This is a genomic window from Rhizobium anhuiense bv. trifolii (assembly GCF_024346605.1).
Lineage (GTDB): Bacteria > Pseudomonadota > Alphaproteobacteria > Rhizobiales > Rhizobiaceae > Rhizobium > Rhizobium anhuiense.
In genome coordinates, this window is the sequence record NZ_CP098803.1 from 4,030,551 (window position 1) to 4,048,511 (window position 17,961).

Below are 17,961 nucleotides of genomic sequence, written 5' to 3' on the forward strand. Positions count from 1 at the left end.
CAAGTTAGGTCGAAAACAGATGCACCTGGCCCTGCCACAGGCGCGCGACGGTGAGTTTGCCGCTGCGATAAGCGCGCGTATCGATATTGAGCCGCCTCGGCCGTATATCGGGTTTGTCGTTCGGCGTATGGCCGTGAACGATGAGTTTCGGTAACGGCACCCGGCTTTCGAGAAATCGCTGGCGGATGAGGACCAGATCCTCGTCCGTCTGCCTGTCGAGCGGCAGTTTCGGATTGATGCCGGCATGCACGAAAATCACGCTTGGGGTTTCCAGCAGGACAGGCATCGCCCGCATGAAATCGATATGCGTACGCGGCAACGACTGGCGGATGAAGGCATCGAGTTTTGCGCCGGTGGGGAAGACCAGGGGCAGGTGGTCCGGATCGAGCCCATAGGATTTGAGCAGCTCCGCCGACCCCATCTGCATCCAATCGTCATAGGAGATCCAGCCGTCGATATAGTCGAGCATGGCGATTTCGTGATTGCCGGCAAGGCAGATGCGGTCGAATCCATCAGGTGGTGGCTCCATGAGATGGCCGATAACCTGTGCCGATTCCGGGCCTCGGTCGATATAGTCGCCGAGCGTGACGATCAGCTTGCGCCCGGGCAGCCGCGCGCCATCACGCAGGATCGCTTCCTCGGCTTTCACAAGCAGATCGTACCGGCCGTGAATGTCGCCGATCGCATAGGTTGGGATAGCGGCAATATCCAGCGTCAGACGCGGTCTCGGCTGGCGCGCCATTTTCGAAACCTCGCTGTTGCGAGCACGAGAGTCGCTCATCATGTTTCTCAATCAAGGAAGCCCCACTTCACCGTAAGTAGCGTGGAGAACAGGGCAATCAAGCTGGTAAGAAAATTCAAACCATTCGGGTTTTGTAGAAAAACCGGTCTTATCATTCGAGGGCTAATCCCTCACTCCTGTATCCGTCGAGGAAAGAGTGACCGATGGGAACGGTATCGCAGTTTCATGAGAGCTTGAGGCCTCCCGCGCATCGCATCGAAAGCGAAGAGGAGGCGATATCCGCCGCCCGCGACCTCGCTGCCGCATTCCGGCACCAGGCGAGCGAACGCGATATCAACCGCATCCTGCCCTTTGCCGAGCTCGATGCGCTGTCGGTATCGGGGCTGACGGCAATCGCCGTACCGCCTGACCATGAAGGACTCGACGTGTCGAACGCCCTGCTCGCCGAAATCGTTGCGATCATCGCCGAGGGCGACGCCTCGATCGGCGAGGCGTTGGAAAATCATTTTTGCGCACTGGAAACGCTCCGTACCCAGGCCGGCGAGGATTTGAAGGCATCGCTGTTTGCCCGTGTGCTGCTCGGCGACCGCTTCGCCGGCGCCGCCTTTACTGACGAGGCCGAGCTTACGGCCGAAGGCCCGGGCTATCGCCTCAGCGGGCGCACGCGCCAAGTGCCCGGTATTCTGTTCGCCGACTGGATCGCCGCAGCCGCCACCGCTCCGCCCAGCCGCCCGGTGACGCTCTACCTCGCACGCGATGACGAAGGCGTGCAGGTGGTCGACGATTGGGACGGCTTCGGCCAACGCACCAATGGATCGGCGACGGCGATCGTCGGCACGCTTCATGTCAATGCCGATGCGGTTGCGCCTGCCCCCTCGTCCGGACATTCGACCGGCATCTCGCTCGGCCTGCTGCTCAAGGCCGGCGTCGGCCTCGGCATCGCGCGAGCCGCATGGAGCGACCTGATGACCGCGATCGGCGATCGCAGCACGACGGTTCTTCCCCGGATCGGCGAACGCGCCATCCGCATGGAAGCGACAGCGGCGGCCTTGGAACGGGCTGGCCGCAAGCTCGACATCGCCCAGGTCAATCCTGTCGAGGCAGCGATGGCGGACGCGCATTTCTCCGCCTCGGCGGCCGCGGTCCTTGCCGGGGAAACGGCGCTCGACACCGCAAACGCGCTGTTCGAACTTGCAGGGGGAACATCAGCAGGCATCGGGCTCAATCTCGACCGCCATTGGCGGAATGCCCGCATTCACGCGCTTTCGCTGCCGCGGGATAGATTGGTGCATACCGCAGGCGAATACATGTCGAAGGTCGGTGGCGCCTAATCAGCTGGCGGCGGAGATCGGGAACTGTTCCTTAGCGCCTTCGATGCGGCCGCCGTCGGCGACGAATTGCTCGAGGGTCATATTGTCGAGAATGGCGGCGATCGCGTCCCGAACATCGGTCATCGAGCGCCGCACCTGACAGGTCTCAGGATCGGCGCAGTCGTCGCAGGCCTCGTACGCCGTCCGGCTGGCGCAGCGAATCGGTGCTAGGGGCCCGTCGAGCGTGCGGATGACATGGCCGATGCGGATTTCCGAGGCCGGCCGCGACAGCGAATAGCCGCCGCCCGGCCCCTTCTTCGAGCGCAGGATGCCGACATTGCGCAGTTCCAGCAGGATCGTATCGAGGAACTTCTTCGGGATATTGTTGCGGGCCGCGATATCGTTGATGAAGGCAGTCTCGCCCGGCGCCAGCCGCGCCAGATCGACCAGCGCCTTCAGCCCGTATTTTCCCTTTTTCGTCAGCATCGTCGTCGCCTTGTAGAATCGCAGTATTTATCCTGCCAATAGCAGGCAAATAGCGTCAAAAGCGTGAACATACAACAAAATAGCTATTATTTATAGCTTGTATCGGCAACGTCCACAGGCCGGCCCGGCAGTCTTGCGAAAGATCGACTTGCCGAGCCCTGCCGGCGGCCGCCGTCAAATCGTCTTCAGCATGCCGCCATCGACGAAATAGGTCGAGCCGATGCAATAGCTCGCGCGCTCCGAACTCAGGAAGACGAAGACATTCGCCAGTTCCTCCGGCGTGCCGAAGCGTTTGGAGGCGGCGTGTTCGTTGGCGACGCTCTGCAGGTAGCCTTCCCAGTTGCCGCCGGTTTCGGCCGTCAACTGCTTGGCGGTCTTGATCCAGTCGGGCGTCAGGATAAGGCCGGCATTGACGCAGTTGACACGGATATTGTCCTTGATGAGCTCGGTCGACAGTGTCTTCGAAAACATCATCAGCGCCGACTTGCTGACATTGTAGATCGGTTCGTACCACAGCGGCTGAACGGCACAGATCGAGGCGTTGTGCAGGATCACACCACCGCCGCGTTCCTTCATCTGCGGCGCGATGCCGCGCGCCAGCCGCACGGCGGCCATCACATGCAGGTCCCAATAGGCTTGCCACTTCTCGTCCGGCGCCTCCATCACCGTCTCATTCGATCCGGTGCCGGCATTGTTGATGAGGATATCGGCCCCGCCTTTTTCGGCCGCCGCCGCAATGATCGCCTCGGTTCCCCCAGCCGTCGCCACGTCGGCGGCAACAGCGATGGCGTCGACACCGTACTTCTCGGCGATACGGGCGGCTTCCGCCTTGAGCCGATCGCCGCCGCGGGCCGCCAGCACGAGATTGGCGCCCTCAGCCGCCAGCCCCTCGGCGATCGCCAGTCCGATACCGACCGACGCGCCTGTTATGACGGCAGTCTTTCCCTTCAATCCGAGATCCATGTCTTCCTCCGCAACGGCCGGAGATCCCGGCCTGATATGCTGAGTGTTCCGCCAATGAACCCGGGCGTCAAGCGCCCGAACGCCTCTTGCGAGAGGCTGCGATCTGTCGCATGCCTACACCAACAGGATGGGAGGAGTTTTCATGCGACGTTATTCAGCCTGCATAGAGTGGCTGTTTGCCGAAGAGGGCGACCGCTTTCCCGACCGCATCCGCCGCGCCCATGCTGCCGGCCTGACGGCAATCGAATTCTGGCGCTGGAGCGACAAGGATCTGGACGCGATCGAGGCGACACTGAAGGAAACCGGCCTTGCCGTCACCAGCCTCGTCGCCGAACCGATGATCGCGTTGACCGACGCCGCCAACCGGCAGGCTTGGCTGAAAGGCCTTGCCGAATCCGTCACTGTCGCCAGGCGTCTCGGCGCGCCGGTGCTGATTGCCCAGGCGGGCGACGATCTCCCGGCCCTCAGCCGGCAAGAACAGCGCCGGGCGCTGACTGAAACACTGAAGGCCGGCGCCGATATTCTTGCAGGCAGCGGTGTGCGCCTCGGCGTCGAGCCGCTCAACATCCGCATCGACCATGTCGGCTATTTCCTCGATTCGACCCTCGAAGGCGTCGACATCATCGATGACGTCGCCCGCCCGGAGATCGGCATCGTCTACGACATCTACCATTCCGCCGTGATGGACGAGCGCACCGAGGATGTGCTCGAGGGCCGCCTCGATCGCATCATCCACGTCCATGTCGCCGATCACCCCGGCCGCAACGAACCGGGCTCCGGCGAAATCGACCTTGCCCATCGCCTCGACTGGATCTTCGCCAATGGCTACGACGGCGCCGTCGGGCTGGAATACCGGCCGACCAGACCCGGCGCGGACGCCGTCAGGGGCGCGATCGCCGCACTCGGTTAGGCGGAATTGGCGCCTTCGGCGAAAGCTTCAAGCTCGGGGTCGAAATCGACGTCGACGACATTGTTGAAGACGGCGGTCGCCAGCATGATGCCGGCGAAGGCGATGAGATCGACAAGCACCTTGATCTCGTAGCGCTGTTTCAGCTTCGCCCAGAGTTCGGCGGGTACGGCGTTGGAATCGGCAACGATCGCCTTGCCGAAAGCGTCGAGCAGCGCTTCCTCCTCGGAAAGCTCAAGTGCGTCCGGATTGAAGCCATTGTTGATCAGCGCCTGGCGAAAGAAGGTGATGGCGATTTTCGATTGCGCCGCCTTCGAGATTGCATGCGAGAAGATCCAGATCGCCCGGTCGTTGACAGCAGGATCGAGTTCGGCCCGCAGCGTGAACCATTCGGCGTAGATGCGATGGGCGGCGGGCGAATGCAGCAGTGTCCGCTTCATATTGGTCATCCGTCCGCGCAGCCTGATTTCTTCGTCATGCGCCGCACGAATCTCTTCCGAAGCCGTGTCGTAGTCGATCTGCGGGAGGTGGCTCATCGGGTCCGTTCTTTCCTATGTGCACAGAAGCTATCGGGGCGCCAAGATATTGTGCGGGCAAATCCGCTTGGCTGCCGCCCGGCGCCGGCCTAGACTGACCAAATCGAAGCAGGAGGCAAGGCATGAGCGACGACCACGAGCACCATCATGTCGACTGGCGCGAACATGGCGTCAAGGTCATTCCCGGCAATTCGCTCGATCCGAATACCGCGCAGACGCCGGGCATGAACCGCGCGACTGCGATCAACAATGCGCGTGCCGGCGCCGAAAAGATCTGGGCCGGCACGGTAACGATCCATGCCAACGCCAAGACCGGCGCCCATCACCACGGCGATCTCGAAAGCATCATCTACGTGGTCAAGGGCAAGGCCCGCATGCGCTGGGGCGAACATCTGGAATATACCGCCGAGGCCGGCCCCGGCGATTTCATCTATGTTCCGCCCTATGTGCCGCACCAGGAGATCAACGCCAGCCGCGACGAGACGCTGGAATGCGTGCTCGTCCGCTCGGGCCAGGAACCGGTCGTCGTCAATCTCGACATCGAGCCGGTCGAAAAGCCGGAAGACGTCCCGTGGCTCGACCCGATCCATCGCTGATATCGGGCGCTCACACGAACGGAAACGCCTGCGGCGCGCTCAGGCGTGAACGACGCCGGCGCCGCTCATGGCAGTGTTCTCGATGATTCGGCCGGTATCGGCGGCATAGAGGTGGATCTGGTCGTAATCGATCGCGATGCCGATCGGATCTCCCGACTTCACCTTCACCGCCTCGGTCAGCGCCACGGCAAAGGGCAGCCCGTCGAAATCGGCGTGGACGACACGGCTTGCGCCAAGCTCTTCGATGAAATCGGCCGTTGCGGTGAGGGCACCCGGCGCATCCGGGGCCACCAGCCGGGCGGCTTCGGCGCGCATGCCGAGCACGACGCGTTTGCCTTTCAGCGGTGCGGCGCGCTCGCGCGGCAGCACGACCTTGCGGCTCTGGTCGTAGACGAAGACGCCCTCGTCATTGATCGTACCCTCGAGCAGGTTCATCGCCGGCGTTCCGACGAAACCGGCGACGAAGCGCGAGACCGGATGATGATAGACTTCTTCCGGCGTGCCGACCTGCTCCACCCTGCCGCCGTTCATCACCACCAGCCGGTCGGCCAGCGTCATCGCCTCCGTCTGGTCATGCGTGACGAAGATCGAGGTGGCCCCGAGGCGGCGGTGCAGGCGTCGGATTTCGGCGCGCATGGCGATGCGCAGCTTGGCGTCGAGGTTCGATAGCGGCTCGTCGAAGAGAAACACCTTCGGCTCGCGGATCATCGCGCGGCCCATGGCGACGCGCTGCCGCTGGCCGCCGGAAAGGGCGGCCGGCCGACGGTCGAGGAAGGGTTCGAGGCTGAGCGCCTTGGCGACTTCGCCGATGCGCCGCGTACGCTCCGCCGTCGAAACGCCGGCCACCTTCAAGGCATAGCCGATATTCTCGGCGACGCTCATATGCGGGTAAAGCGCGTAGTTCTGGAACACCATGGCGCAGCCGCGTTCGCGCGGCTCCATCTGGTTGACGACACGGCCATCGATGGCGATTTCGCCGCCGCTGATTTCCTCGAGGCCGGCGATCATACGCAGCAGCGTGGACTTGCCGCAGCCGGACGGGCCGAGGATGACGATGAACTCACCCGACTGGATGTCGAGATCGACGCCGTGGACGACGGGGGTCTTGCCGTAGTTCTTCTTCACGCCACGAATGGAGATCGGTGCCAAGGGAGTACTCCTTCACTTCTCGGTGGAGATAAGGCCGCGCACGAACCAGCGCTGCATCAGGATGACGAGCACCAGCGGCGGCGACATGATGATCAGGGTTCCAGCCATGGCGACGTTCCAGTCGGGCAGGCCGAATTCGGACGGGATCAGGGTCTTCAACTGCGTCACCGCAATGCCGAAATTCGGATCGGTGGTGATCAGCAACGGCCAGAGATACTGGTTCCAGGCCCAGACGAACATGATGGTGAACAGCGCGATCATATTCGGCCGCGAAAGCGGCAGCAGAATATCCCAGAAGAACCGGACCGGGCCCGAACCGTCCATCTTCGAGGCTTCGGCCAGCTCGTCCGGAACCGTCAGGTAGAACTGCCGGTAAAGGAAGGTGCCGGTCGCCGTGGCGACCAGCGGCAGAACGAGACCGGGATAGGAATTCAGCAGACCCCATTCGAGCTTGATCTGAATGCCGGTGATCTGCGAGACGAGCCAGCTTATCCCGGTGACGTCGAGGATCGTCTGGAAAGGCTGCAGCGCGTTGGCCGCAATCGAATAGGTCGGCACGATGCGGACTTCCAGCGGCAGCATCAGCGTGATGAAGATGATCCAGAAAATCACATAGCGGCCACGGAAGCGGAAATAGACGATCGAGAAAGCCGCCATGGAAGAAAGCATGACTTTGCCGGCACCGACCGTCGTGGCGAAGATGATGCTGTGGAACAGCTTGTTGCCGAGGTCGGCGCGAACCCAGGCGGCCTCGGCGTTTTCCCAGAAATGCGAGCCCGGCGTGAGCGGCAGCGGCACGCGATTGACCGTTTCCAGATCCAGCGTCGACGCGATGATGACGATGGCGAAAGGCAGGAGCGCGATCACCATGCCGAGCGCAAGAAGCGTATAGCAGATGAAGTTGAATATCGGCGTGCGTTCGATCATGTCCGCGACCTCACTTGTAGTGCACGCGCCGCTCGATGAAGCGGAACTGGAAGATGGTGAGAAGGACGACGAGCACCATCAGGATGATCGACTGCGCCGCAGCGCCGGAATAATCGAGACCTCTGAAGCCGTCGAAATAGATCTTGTAGACCATGAGTTCGGTGGCGCGCGCCGGCCCGCCTTGGGTCATGACGTCGACGATACCGAAGGAATCCTGGAAGCTCTCTGTGATGTTGATGACGAGCAGGAAAAACAGCGTCGGCGTCAGCAAGGGCAGCTGGATATCCCAGATCCGGCGCATCGGCCCCGAACCGTCCATGGCCGCCGCCTCGATCAGCGAGCGCGGAATGCCTTGCAGCGCCGAGAGGAAGAAGATGAAGTTGTAGCCGATATATTTCCAGGAGAAGGCGACGATGACGGCGATCATCGCATCCTTGCCGTCGAGCGCCGGGTTCCAGAGACCGGGCCAGACGTGATTGATGACCGACAGCAGGCCAGCCTCCGGCGCCAGGATGAAGCGGAAGGCGAGCCCGAGAGCGGGAGCGGCAATTGCGTAAGGCCAGATGAACACCGACCGGTAGACCTTGTGGCCGCGCAGTTCACGATCGGTCAAAAGCGCCAGGATGAGCGCCAGTCCCATGGCAATCGCCGTCGAGCTGAAGCCGAAGATCATGCTACGGGTGATCGAGTCCCAATAGATCGGATCGGTGAGCAACTGTTTGAAATTGTCGAAACCGACCCAGGCATTGCCGCCGCCCCATGGCTGCTCAAGCGTGAACGCCCAATAGAGCGCCTGCGCGCTTGGCCAATAGAAGAAGACGAAGATCAGCAGCAGCATCGGAAATGCGAAGAGCAGTCCGATCGTCGTCGAGGAGAAAGTGACGCGCTTTTCCATGAGTGGTCGTTTTCGTCCTGGTTTGGTTTAAAGCATGTCGCGCAAAAGTGTGCAGCGGTTTTGCGGTAACGACATGCATCGACATAAAGATCTAAAGCGCGAGCGGCGCGCTTTAGACGCGGGCGGCGAGTACGCATCCGCGGCCGATAAGGGAACTTACAAAGACGCACCCGGCGCGCGACGCGGGCCGGGTGCGGCATATATCGGGCGATCAGGGGAGCTGAACGTTCTTATAGGTCTGCTGGAAGCGGCGCAGGAGCGTATTGCCGCGTTCGGCAGCGCCGTCGAGCGAAGCCTGGACATCGGCATTGTTGACGAAGATGGCCTGCAGACCATTGGCGATTTCGGTGCGGACCTGCAGCAGGCCACCGAGGCGGATGCCGTGCGGAGCCGCGTCACCGGCAGGCGATGCGGTCAGGCTCTGAATGGCGAGTTCGCGGCCGGCGTAAGGCGCCTTGTCGTAGAAGCCCTGCTTCTTGAGATATTCGAAGCCGGAGTTACGAACCGGGATGTAGCCGGTAACGGTCGACCAGGTTAGAGCTTCTTCCGGCTTTGCGATGAAGTTGAAGAAGGCAGCGGCAGCCTTGTATTCAGCGTCCGAATGGCCCTTCAGAACCCAAAGCGAAGCGCCGCCGACGTAAGAGCTGTGACGGGTTGCGTCGCCGTAGGTCGGGAGCATGGAAACGCCCCAGTTCATGCCTTGCTTGGCGGTGCGGCCAACATTGCCATGGTCGCCGACCGAGGTCAGGATGACCTGGCAATCGCCGGCGGCAAAGGCTTCGACGAAGGTCTGGCCGACGGCCTTGTTTTTGATCACGGCAAGCTTGTTGTCATACCAGGACTTGAGGTCCTTGATATAGCTGACCAGAAGCGGGTTCTTGTTGAACACCAGCTCGGCGTCGAGACCTTCAAAGCCGTTCTTCTTCGTGGCGATGGCTTCGCCGTTGACGGCTTCGAACTGCTCGATGTACTGCCAGACTTCGTTGTTGGAGATGTCGAAGCCGAGCGGACAAGCATAGCCTGCATCCTTCAGAGCCTTGAGGTCTTCGCCTGCTTCCTTCCAGGTTGCCGGAGCATGATCCTTGCCGATCTTGGCGAAGGCGTCCTTGTTCCAGTAGAGCAGAGCGGTCGAGGAATTGAAGGGGAAGGAGTACATCTCACCCTTCGAGGTCGCGTAATAGCCCGATATACCTGAGAAATAATCGTTCCAGTCGACGGTATAACCCATGTCGGCCATCAGCTTGTTGGCCGGATAATAGGCGCCGGAGAGCATGATATCGAGCGTGCCGGCATCGGAGACCTGGGCGATGGTCGGCTGCTTGCCGGCGCGGAAGGCAGCGATGGTGTTCTGCAAGGACGCATCGTAGCTACCCTGGCTGGTGCAGACGACTTCGTAATCGGCCTGCGACTGGTTGAAGCGATCGCACTGTTCCTGGACACGCTTGGCAATGTCACCGGAGTTGCCGAACCAGAAGTCGATCTTGGTCTTATCGGCGGCGGCGGCGGGACCAGCAAGAAACGCTGTAGCGAGAAGGGCGCCAACGGCGCCGAGAAGCTTGGCTTGCATGAGAACCTCGAACGTAAAAGGGACGCGCACTTTCAGCGCACGCCCTATTAGCGGGTTCAAATTGCCGCGGCCAATGAATATTCCATGACATGAAATGATCGAAATCCAGTTGTCATAAAAAATTCACATAGTTGTTATTCGCCGATATCGGAGATATATTTGGAGAAATTTCGAGGAGTTCTTTAGCATATTGCGAGTAAATTTCTATTACATTCAAAACAATGGAATTTTAGGGGGAATGCAATATTTATTTATATTTCGACCGGACGGATTTATTCGCCCGAACCATCCTAACGAAACTTGCCAACAGCCCGCATTTTTTGCCGTTGCACTGGTGTGCAACACTGGTTTCAGCCTCAGGACTGACGGGAATCCTTCAGGATCGCGGCAAAACGTGGATCGAATGCACGACTGATCGGCCCGGCGGCGGCACCCAGCGCCACCGACCAGGGATCGGCTATGCCCGGCTGCAGGCGCGGCAGTGTCCGGCCGCGGCGCTCGGCGATCGACGGCAGCAGCGGGCCGATCGCCGCAAACAGCCTGCTTACCAGCGCTTCCGGCGCGCTGCCGCAGAGGATCACCGTCTGCGGATCGAACAGCGTCTCGAGGAGATGGATGCTCCAGCGCAGGTCCGCTGCGGCCGCCTCGACCCAGGCGCGGATGCCGTGATCGCCCCTTAAGGCAAGCTCGTTGATCCGCGCATAAAGGTCAGGATCGGCGGGATCGATCGACAGATGCTGGTAGAGCGAGGCGAGCGAGGCGCGATGTTCGAGCGGCGTCGATTTGCCGTCGGCAAACAGCAATGCCATGCCGATCTCGCCGGCATTGCCGTTGGCGCCGCGGTAAAGCTCGCCGTTCAGAATGAGGCCGGCACCGATGCCATAGCCGACGAAGAGGCAGACGGCATGGTCGAGGCCATGGGCGGCTCCCACCATACGCTCGGCGGTCGCCGCCGCGGCCGCATCGTTCTGCAGGCCGACATCGAGCCCGGTGCCGGCGGCCAGCGTTTCCAGCAATGGAAACTTCTGCCAAGCCTCCATCATCCACGGATCGTCGCCGCTGCCGGCGACCCCGAAGGGTCCGGGCATGGCGGCGCCGAGGCCGACCAGCCGCTTTTCCGATTGCTGGACGATCCCGGCGAGCTTCGACCGCACGCCGGCGACGAGATCAAGGATGACCTTCGTCCCGTTAAACGGACCGCCTGGCGGCAGGCCGGCCTCGTCACGCACGAGAACGCTGCCGACCAGATCGACGGCGACCGCCCGCGTCACATGCCGGTCGATCTGCAGACCGATCGCAAAGGCGCCCTCGGGCACCAGGCCGTAGGGCGTCGAGGGCTGGCCCCTGCCCTTCCGCACCGCCTCCTGCGAACTGACGAGACCGTCGCGTTCGAGTTCCTCGATGATATTGGACACCGTCTGTTTGGTCAGCCGCGTCGCCCGCGCCAGATCGGCGCGTGAAAGCGCACCGTTGATCCTTAGGGCATCGATCATCACGCGCCGGTTATGGGCGCTGGTGCCTTCGTGATTGGTGCCGCTCTTGGCCCGGATCGGTCGACTGTCATTCATCTGCAATTGCCTCTTGACTCCATTAGAATGTTGAAGAAGTATTAAGTCAATACATTTGACTTAATGAGGGACCGGAGAGTCCCAGGGAACGCAGGAAGCCCAGCGAGGCCTCCGACGACGCTCCGAGATGATGGACTGGCACGTTTTCAACACGCGCCTTCTCGAACGCCGAGGGCGGCGAAGTCCGCCCTCGGCAATGCGTAAATGTCAAAAACTGGAGGCTGCAATGCTGAAATCCCTTAACAAGACGCTTCTCGGTGCGGCCTTGATCGGCGCATCCTTTGCGCCGCACGCTTTCGCCGAAACGACGCTGAACGCGCTCTTCATGGCACAGGCCGCCTATAGCGAGGCCGATGTGCGCGCCATGACCGACGCCTTCGCCAAGGCGAACCCCGACATCAAGGTCAATCTCGAATTCGTTCCCTATGAAGGCCTGCACGACAAGACGGTGCTGGCGCAAGGGTCCGGCGGCGGTTACGACGTCGTCCTCTTCGACGTCATCTGGCCGGCCGAATACGCCACCAACAAGGTTCTGGTCGACGTCTCCTCTCGTGTCACCGACGAGATGAAGAAGGGCGTGCTGCCGGGCGCCTGGACCACCGTGCAGTACGACTACAAATATTACGGCATGCCGTGGATCCTCGACACCAAATACCTGTTCTACAACAAAGAAATCCTTGAAAAGGCCGGCATCAAGGCGCCGCCGAAAACCTGGGACGAGTTGACCGAGCAGGCAAAGACCATCAAGGACAAGGGCCTGCTCGCCACGCCGATCGCCTGGAGCTGGTCGCAGGCCGAGGCCGCGATCTGCGACTACACCACGCTCGTCAGCGCCTATGGCGGCGATTTCCTCAAGGACGGCAAGCCGGCCTTCCAGACCGGCGGCGGCCTCGATGCGTTGAAATACATGGTCTCCAGCTATTCCTCGGGCCTGACCAATCCGAACTCCAAGGAATTCCTGGAAGAGGACGTCCGCAAGGTCTTCGAAAACGGCGATGCCGCCTTCGCTTTGAACTGGACCTACATGTACAACATGGCCAACAATCCGAAGGACAGCAAGGTCGCGGGCAAGGTCGGCGTCGTGCCGGCGCCGGGTGTTGCCGGCAAGAGCGAGGCTTCGGCCGTCAACGGCTCGATGGGCCTCGGCATCACCTCGGCCAGCCAGCATCCTGATGAGGCCTGGAAGTACATCACCTTCATGACATCGCAGGCGACGCAGAATGCCTATGCCAAGCTCAGCCTGCCGATCTGGGCATCCTCCTATGAAGACCCTGCTGTCACCAAGGGCCAGGAGGAGCTGATCTCCGCCGCCAAGATCGGCCTTGCCGCCATGTATCCGCGTCCGACGACACCGAAATATCAGGAGCTTTCGACCGCGCTGCAGCAGGCGATCCAGGAATCGCTGCTCGGCCAGTCCTCGCCCGAAGACGCGCTGAAGTCGGCGGCCGACAATAGCGGCCTCTGAGCAAAGCATGAAACCCGGGTGGCGCCCGCCGTCGCCCGGTTCGCTTTCGATAACCTATGAATGAAGAAGGGTCGCCTCGATGTCGGGCACTTGGCTGACAACCCGCGCGTGGCTTTTGATGCTGCCGCTTCTCGTGGTGATGATATCAGTCATCGGCTGGCCTCTGATTGATACTATCGGTCTCTCCTTCACCGATGCCAAGCTCGTCGGCACACAAGGAAACTTCGTCGGCATCGACAATTATACCAAGATGATCTCCGGCTCGAATTTCCAGCGCACGCTGATCACCACCGCATGGTTCGCGATCATCTCGGTCGCCGCCGAAATGGTGATCGGCGTTCTGGCGGCGCTGTTGCTGAACCAGCAGTTTCGCGGCCGCACCGTGCTTCGCGCCCTGATGATCCTGCCCTGGGCACTGCCGACCGTCGTCAACGCCACGCTCTGGCGGCTGATCTACAATCCGGAATACGGCGCGCTGAATGCCGCACTGACCCAACTCGGTCTGCTGGAGGCCTACCGCTCCTGGCTCGGCGAGCCGGGCACGGCGCTGGCAGCCCTCATCGTCGCCGACTGCTGGAAGAATTTTCCGCTGGTGGCGCTGATCGCACTGGCCGCACTTCAGGCCGTGCCGCGCGACATCACCGCCGCCTCGCTGGTCGACGGCGCCGGTGCTTTCGCCCGCTTCCGCTTCGTCATCCTCCCCTATCTCGCCGGCCCGCTGATGGTCGCCTTGGTGCTGCGCACGATCGAAGCCTTCAAGGTCTTCGACATCATCTGGGTCATGACCCGCGGCGGCCCGGCCAACAGCACGCGTACACTGTCGATCCTCGTCTATCAGGAAGCCTTCTCCTTCCAGCGGGCAGGCTCCGGCGCCTCGCTGGCATTGATCGTCACGCTGCTGGTGACGCTGCTTGCCGCCGGCTACGCCGCCCTGGTGCGCAAGACCGCCGGGAGTGCCGCTTGATGGAACGCCAGAGCCCGCTCTTTTCCGCCTTCATCCATCTCTGCGCGCTGCTGCTCGCCGCCGTCATCCTGGCGCCGATCCTGTGGCTGTTCATCATGAGCATCTCGCCGGCCGCCGATCTTGCCGCAAAACCCCTGCGCTGGTGGCCGCAGACGGCGGATTTCTCGCGCTACGCCGTGCTGCTTTCGACGCTCGAAAACAGCGCCGGCGCCGCCTTCACCTCATCGCTGCGCAACAGCATCGAGGTGGCGGGCATGGCGACGATCGCCGCCATCGCGCTTGCGATTCCGGCCGGCTGGGCGGTGTCGCGCACGCCTTCCGTCGGCTGGTCGCTGTCGATGGTGATCGCCACCTACATGTTGCCGCCGGTGGCGCTCGCCGTGCCGCTCTATATGAGCCTCTCCCATCTCGGCATGCTGAACAACGTCTTCGGCCTCGCCCTCGTCTATCTGACAATTCTCGCGCCCTTCACCACCTGGCTGATGAAATCGGGCTTCGATTCCATCCCGCGTGAGATTGAATCCGCCGCGATGATCGACGGCGCCGGCCTGTTCCAGACATTGCGGATCATCACGCTGCCGCTCGCCGCCCCCGTGGTCGCGACGTCGAGCCTCTTTGCATTCCTGCTTGCCTGGGATGAATTCTTCTATGCGCTGCTCTTCACCTCGGACCAGCGCGCCAAGACGCTGACCGTCGCCATCGCCGATCTCGCCGGCGGCCGCGTTTCCGATTACGGACTGATCGCGACGGCAGGCGTGCTCGCCGCCCTGCCTCCCGTGCTGATCGGCCTCGTCATGCAACGCGCCCTGATTTCCGGGCTTACCAGCGGCGGCGTCAAGGGATGAACATGACAGAAGAAACAATCCGGCCGGCCGGACTTGCCGCGATCGATCGCGAAATGGCGCGCCAGCATGTCGATGCGATCGCCTCCTACGAAGCTGCCCGGCCGATGGCGGCCAGGGCCGCCGCCTCGCTGAAGAAAACCGGCCGGCTGCTGCTGATCGGCATGGGCGGCTCGCACGCCGTCAACCGTGCCGTCGAGCCGCTCTACCGCGCGCTCGGCATCGATGCCCTCGCCTTGCCGCTGTCCGAGCAGCTCGGCCAGCCGCTGCCGATCAGCGGCAGGACGATCTTCGTCACCTCGCAATCCGGCGAAAGTGCCGAGGTCGTGCGCTGGTTCGACGAGACCGGCGGCACGGCGGAGACCTTCGGCCTGACGCTCGAAGGCAGTTCCTTCCTTGCAAGAACGACCCCGTCGCTGGTGGGTAGCGGCGGCACCGAGCTTGCCTTCGCCGCCACCCGCAGCCTGACGGTAACCTTCGCCCTGCATCTGGCAATCCTTGCCGCCCTCGGAGAAGATCCGGGCGCCGCGCTTGCCGTCCTCAGGGCGCCTGAAGACCAGGACATCGCCGACGCCCTCGCCGCCCTCGAAAACGTCGCGACCGTCGTCACCTCAGGCCGGCGGCTGCAGGGTGTCGCCGAGGCGCTGGCGCTCGGATTGACGGAACTGTCGCGTCGTCCCTGCTTCTCGCTGGAGGGTGGCCAGTTGCGTCACGGACCAATGGAGATGCTGGGGCCGGAGATCGGCGTCGTGCTCTTCCGCGGCTCGGACGAGACGGCCGGCCTGGTCACCGCAATGGCGGCATCCGCCGTCGAGACCGGCGCCCCCGTCATCCTGTTCGACGCATCCGGGCAAGCGCCGGTCGCCGGCGCAGTGACGATCCGCTTTGCCCCTGCAACCGGCCTTGCCACGATCTTCGCCATGCTGCCGGTTGCCCAGCGGCTGATGATCGCCTTTGCCGATACTCGCGTGGAGAATGCCGGAACGCCTGTTCGATCCACCAAAATCACCCGGAGCGAATGAATGCGGCCACTTGCAGTCATCGGCAACGTCAATGTCGACCTGATTCTTGGACCGGCCGCCCCCTGGCCGAAGGCCGGGACGGAAATCATCGTCGACCATGACGAATTGCGGGTCGGCGGAGCAGCCGGCAACAGCGCGCTCGCCTGGCAAGCGCTTGGCGTCGAATTCGAGATCGCCGCCAACATCGGCAGTGACCAGTTCGGCCGCTGGCTGCGAGAAGCCTTCGGCCGCCGTTCAGAGAAATGGCCGGTGCGTCATGAGAAAACGACACTCTCCGTCGGCATCACCCATCCGGACGGCGAACGCACCTTCTTCACCACAAGGGGTCACCTGCCGCGCTTCAGCCTGGCAGATGTCTTCGCGGTCATCGAGGGCGAGAGGCTTCAGGGCGGTTATGCCCTTCTCTGCGGCTCGTTCCTGACCGACGATCTGACGAGAGAATATGACGCCTTGCTCGACTGGGCCGACAGTCACGGCATCACCATCGCCCTCGATACCGGCTGGCCGCTCGACGGCTGGACAGACGAGAATTGCGCGGCGACACGCGCCTGGCTCTCCCGCAGCGGCATCGCGCTGCTGAATGAGGTTGAATCGACGACGCTTGCCGGCATCGCCGATCCGATCGAGGCCGCCCGTCACATCAGGTCGCATATGCCGGAGGGTGCGATCGTCGTCGTCAAACGCGGGCCGGACGGCGCCATCGCGATCGGGCCGGACGGCCTCTTGGTTTCGGTGGCCGCACCCGTCGTTGAGGTCGTCGATACGATCGGCGCCGGCGATGTCTTCAACGCCGCTTTCCTCGCCGCGCTCGCAAGCGATGCGCCGCTGGTTTCCTGCCTCATGGCGGGAACCGAGGTTGCCTCGCGCGCCATTTCCACCCTTCCCCGCAACTATGGCGGCCCGATACACCTGCAGGAGCCAGTGCGATGAGCGCACTCGAAATTCAGAACATCCGCAAGACCTATGGCGACGTCGAGACGCTGAAAGGCATCGACATCTCGCTGGAAAGCGGCGAATTCCTGGTGCTGCTCGGTTCCTCCGGCTGCGGCAAATCCACCCTGCTGAACATCATTGCCGGCCTTGCCGAGGCGACGAGCGGCGATGTCAGGATTGGCGACCGCTCGGTGCTCGGCGTGCATCCCAAGGACCGCGATATCGCCATGGTCTTTCAATCCTACGCGCTCTATCCCAACCTGACGGTGCACCGGAACATCGGTTTCGGCCTGGAAATGCGCAAGGTGCCGGCGCCGGAACGCGACAAGGCCGTGCGTGATGCTGCAAAGCTGCTGCAGATCGAAAACCTGCTCGACCGCAAGCCGAGCCAGCTTTCCGGCGGCCAGCGCCAGCGCGTCGCGATCGGCCGCGCGCTGGTGCGCAAGCCTGAGGTATTCCTGTTCGACGAACCGCTCTCCAACCTCGACGCCAAGCTGCGCATGGAGATGCGCACCGAGATCAAGCGGCTGCATCAGATGCTGAAGACGACGGTCGTCTATGTCACCCATGACCAGATCGAGGCGATGACGCTGGCCAGCCGCATTGCCGTCATGCGCGACGGCCGCATCGAGCAGCTCGGCACACCGGAGGAGATCTACAACCATCCGGCAACACTCTATGTCGCCACCTTCGTCGGCGCGCCGCCGATGAACCTGCTGAAGGCAACAGTGCGTGACGATCGTCTGGCGCTTTCAGGCTCCGATGCCAGCCTGCCCCTGCCCGCCCGTTTCCGCGAGACGGCCGGCAATGGCCGCGACCTCATCCTCGGCATCCGTCCCGAGGCGCTTCGCACGGGCGGCACCGGCCCGTCGATCGAGGCAAACCTGGAGGTCGCAGAGCTGACCGGCCCGGAACTCGTCGTTACCGTCCTTGCCGGAAATCAGCGCCTGATGGCCTGCCTGCCGCCGCGCACGCCGATCCGCGACAACGAAAAGCTCACCCTCTTTTTCGACGAGGAGGCAATGCATCTCTTCGATCCGGAAACCGGCCTCAGCTGCGGCCGTTAGCGACGGAACGACTATCCCCGTC

The 17,961-nt window shown here is 62.4% G+C and carries 18 protein-coding genes; 9 read left to right on the plus strand and 9 right to left on the minus strand.

From position 1 onward, the window contains the following. Positions 1-4: 4 nt before the first annotated feature. Positions 5-781 carry a metallophosphoesterase family protein gene (locus NE851_RS28555; RefSeq protein ID WP_174824506.1) on the minus strand — a complete coding sequence of 259 codons (777 nt, stop codon included), beginning with the start codon at positions 779-781 and terminating at the stop codon, positions 5-7. 164 nt (positions 782-945) lie between these two features. Here NE851_RS28555 and NE851_RS28560 point away from each other — a divergent pair, with 164 nt between their 5' ends. Beyond that, positions 946-2,073, plus strand: a complete 1,128-nt coding sequence (locus NE851_RS28560) for an acyl-CoA dehydrogenase (protein WP_047618600.1) — start codon at positions 946-948, stop codon at positions 2,071-2,073. Here NE851_RS28560 and NE851_RS28565 read toward each other — a convergent pair whose 3' ends face one another. Together NE851_RS28565 and NE851_RS28570 are read right to left on the minus strand one after the other, a co-directional pair. Further along, positions 2,074-2,538 (minus strand): RrF2 family transcriptional regulator, encoded by a 465-nt coding sequence (locus NE851_RS28565; protein WP_026188508.1) that lies wholly within the window; start codon positions 2,536-2,538, stop codon positions 2,074-2,076. A 174-nt stretch (positions 2,539-2,712) separates the two neighbouring features. Continuing rightward, positions 2,713-3,501, minus strand: coding sequence for an SDR family NAD(P)-dependent oxidoreductase (locus tag NE851_RS28570; RefSeq protein ID WP_047618598.1), 789 nt, complete (start codon positions 3,499-3,501; stop codon positions 2,713-2,715). 142 nt (positions 3,502-3,643) lie between these two features. On the opposite strand from NE851_RS28570, the gene NE851_RS28575 reads away from it, so the two are divergent. Next, the gene (locus NE851_RS28575; protein ID WP_132573246.1) at positions 3,644-4,411 is read left to right on the plus strand and encodes a TIM barrel protein; all 768 of its coding nucleotides are present in this window, start codon (positions 3,644-3,646) and stop codon (positions 4,409-4,411) included. Here NE851_RS28575 and NE851_RS28580 read toward each other — a convergent pair. Continuing rightward, on the minus strand, positions 4,408-4,944 hold the full coding sequence (locus NE851_RS28580) for a carboxymuconolactone decarboxylase family protein (RefSeq protein ID WP_254959507.1): 537 nt from the start codon (positions 4,942-4,944) through the stop codon (positions 4,408-4,410). The two genes, NE851_RS28575 and NE851_RS28580, sit on opposite strands and share 4 nt — an antisense overlap. 122 nt (positions 4,945-5,066) lie before the next feature. On the opposite strand from NE851_RS28580, the gene NE851_RS28585 reads away from it, so the two are divergent. Next, positions 5,067-5,540 (plus strand): cupin domain-containing protein, encoded by a 474-nt coding sequence (locus NE851_RS28585; RefSeq protein WP_063474372.1) that lies wholly within the window; start codon positions 5,067-5,069, stop codon positions 5,538-5,540. A gap of 39 nt (positions 5,541-5,579) precedes the next feature. On the opposite strand, the gene NE851_RS28590 is transcribed toward NE851_RS28585, so the two are convergent. The 5 genes from NE851_RS28590 to NE851_RS28610 all read right to left on the minus strand — a co-directional run bounded on the left by NE851_RS28590 (position 5,580) and on the right by NE851_RS28610 (position 11,646). Further along, complete coding sequence (locus NE851_RS28590) at positions 5,580-6,689, minus strand: sn-glycerol-3-phosphate import ATP-binding protein UgpC (protein WP_063474371.1); 1,110 nt, start codon at positions 6,687-6,689, stop codon at positions 5,580-5,582. A gap of 12 nt (positions 6,690-6,701) precedes the next feature. Further along, complete coding sequence (locus NE851_RS28595) at positions 6,702-7,616, minus strand: ABC transporter permease subunit (RefSeq protein WP_025570018.1); 915 nt, start codon at positions 7,614-7,616, stop codon at positions 6,702-6,704. A 10-nt stretch (positions 7,617-7,626) separates the two neighbouring features. Next, on the minus strand, positions 7,627-8,511 hold the full coding sequence (locus tag NE851_RS28600; protein ID WP_017965892.1) for a carbohydrate ABC transporter permease: 885 nt from the start codon (positions 8,509-8,511) through the stop codon (positions 7,627-7,629). Positions 8,512-8,722: 211 nt separating this feature from the next. Next, entirely contained in the window at positions 8,723-10,078 is a 1,356-nt protein-coding gene (locus NE851_RS28605; protein ID WP_025570020.1) for an extracellular solute-binding protein, read from the minus strand. Between the two features lie 356 nt (positions 10,079-10,434). Next, positions 10,435-11,646 carry an ROK family transcriptional regulator gene (locus tag NE851_RS28610; RefSeq protein WP_063474370.1) on the minus strand — a complete coding sequence of 404 codons (1,212 nt, stop codon included), beginning with the start codon at positions 11,644-11,646 and terminating at the stop codon, positions 10,435-10,437. 226 nt (positions 11,647-11,872) lie between these two features. Between NE851_RS28610 and NE851_RS28615 the strand changes: the two genes are divergently transcribed. The 6 genes from NE851_RS28615 (at position 11,873) to NE851_RS28640 (ending at position 17,939) form a co-directional block, all read left to right on the plus strand. Further along, complete coding sequence (locus NE851_RS28615) at positions 11,873-13,111, plus strand: extracellular solute-binding protein (RefSeq protein WP_127431347.1); 1,239 nt, start codon at positions 11,873-11,875, stop codon at positions 13,109-13,111. 79 nt (positions 13,112-13,190) lie between these two features. Continuing rightward, entirely contained in the window at positions 13,191-14,075 is an 885-nt protein-coding gene (locus NE851_RS28620) for a carbohydrate ABC transporter permease (RefSeq protein ID WP_127431346.1), read from the plus strand. After that, on the plus strand, positions 14,075-14,920 hold the full coding sequence (locus NE851_RS28625; protein ID WP_025570024.1) for a carbohydrate ABC transporter permease: 846 nt from the start codon (positions 14,075-14,077) through the stop codon (positions 14,918-14,920). Before NE851_RS28620 ends, NE851_RS28625 begins: the two co-directional genes overlap by 1 nt. Then, entirely contained in the window at positions 14,917-15,939 is a 1,023-nt protein-coding gene (locus NE851_RS28630; protein WP_097544927.1) for an SIS domain-containing protein, read from the plus strand. The genes NE851_RS28625 and NE851_RS28630 overlap by 4 nt, the downstream gene beginning before the upstream one ends. Beyond that, positions 15,940-16,869: a PfkB family carbohydrate kinase gene (locus NE851_RS28635; RefSeq protein WP_097544928.1), complete on the plus strand. Its 930-nt coding sequence runs from the start codon at positions 15,940-15,942 to the stop codon at positions 16,867-16,869. Beyond that, positions 16,866-17,939, plus strand: a complete 1,074-nt coding sequence (locus NE851_RS28640) for an ABC transporter ATP-binding protein (RefSeq protein WP_254959508.1) — start codon at positions 16,866-16,868, stop codon at positions 17,937-17,939. Before NE851_RS28635 ends, NE851_RS28640 begins: the two co-directional genes overlap by 4 nt. The last annotated feature ends 22 nt before the right edge of the window (positions 17,940-17,961 follow it).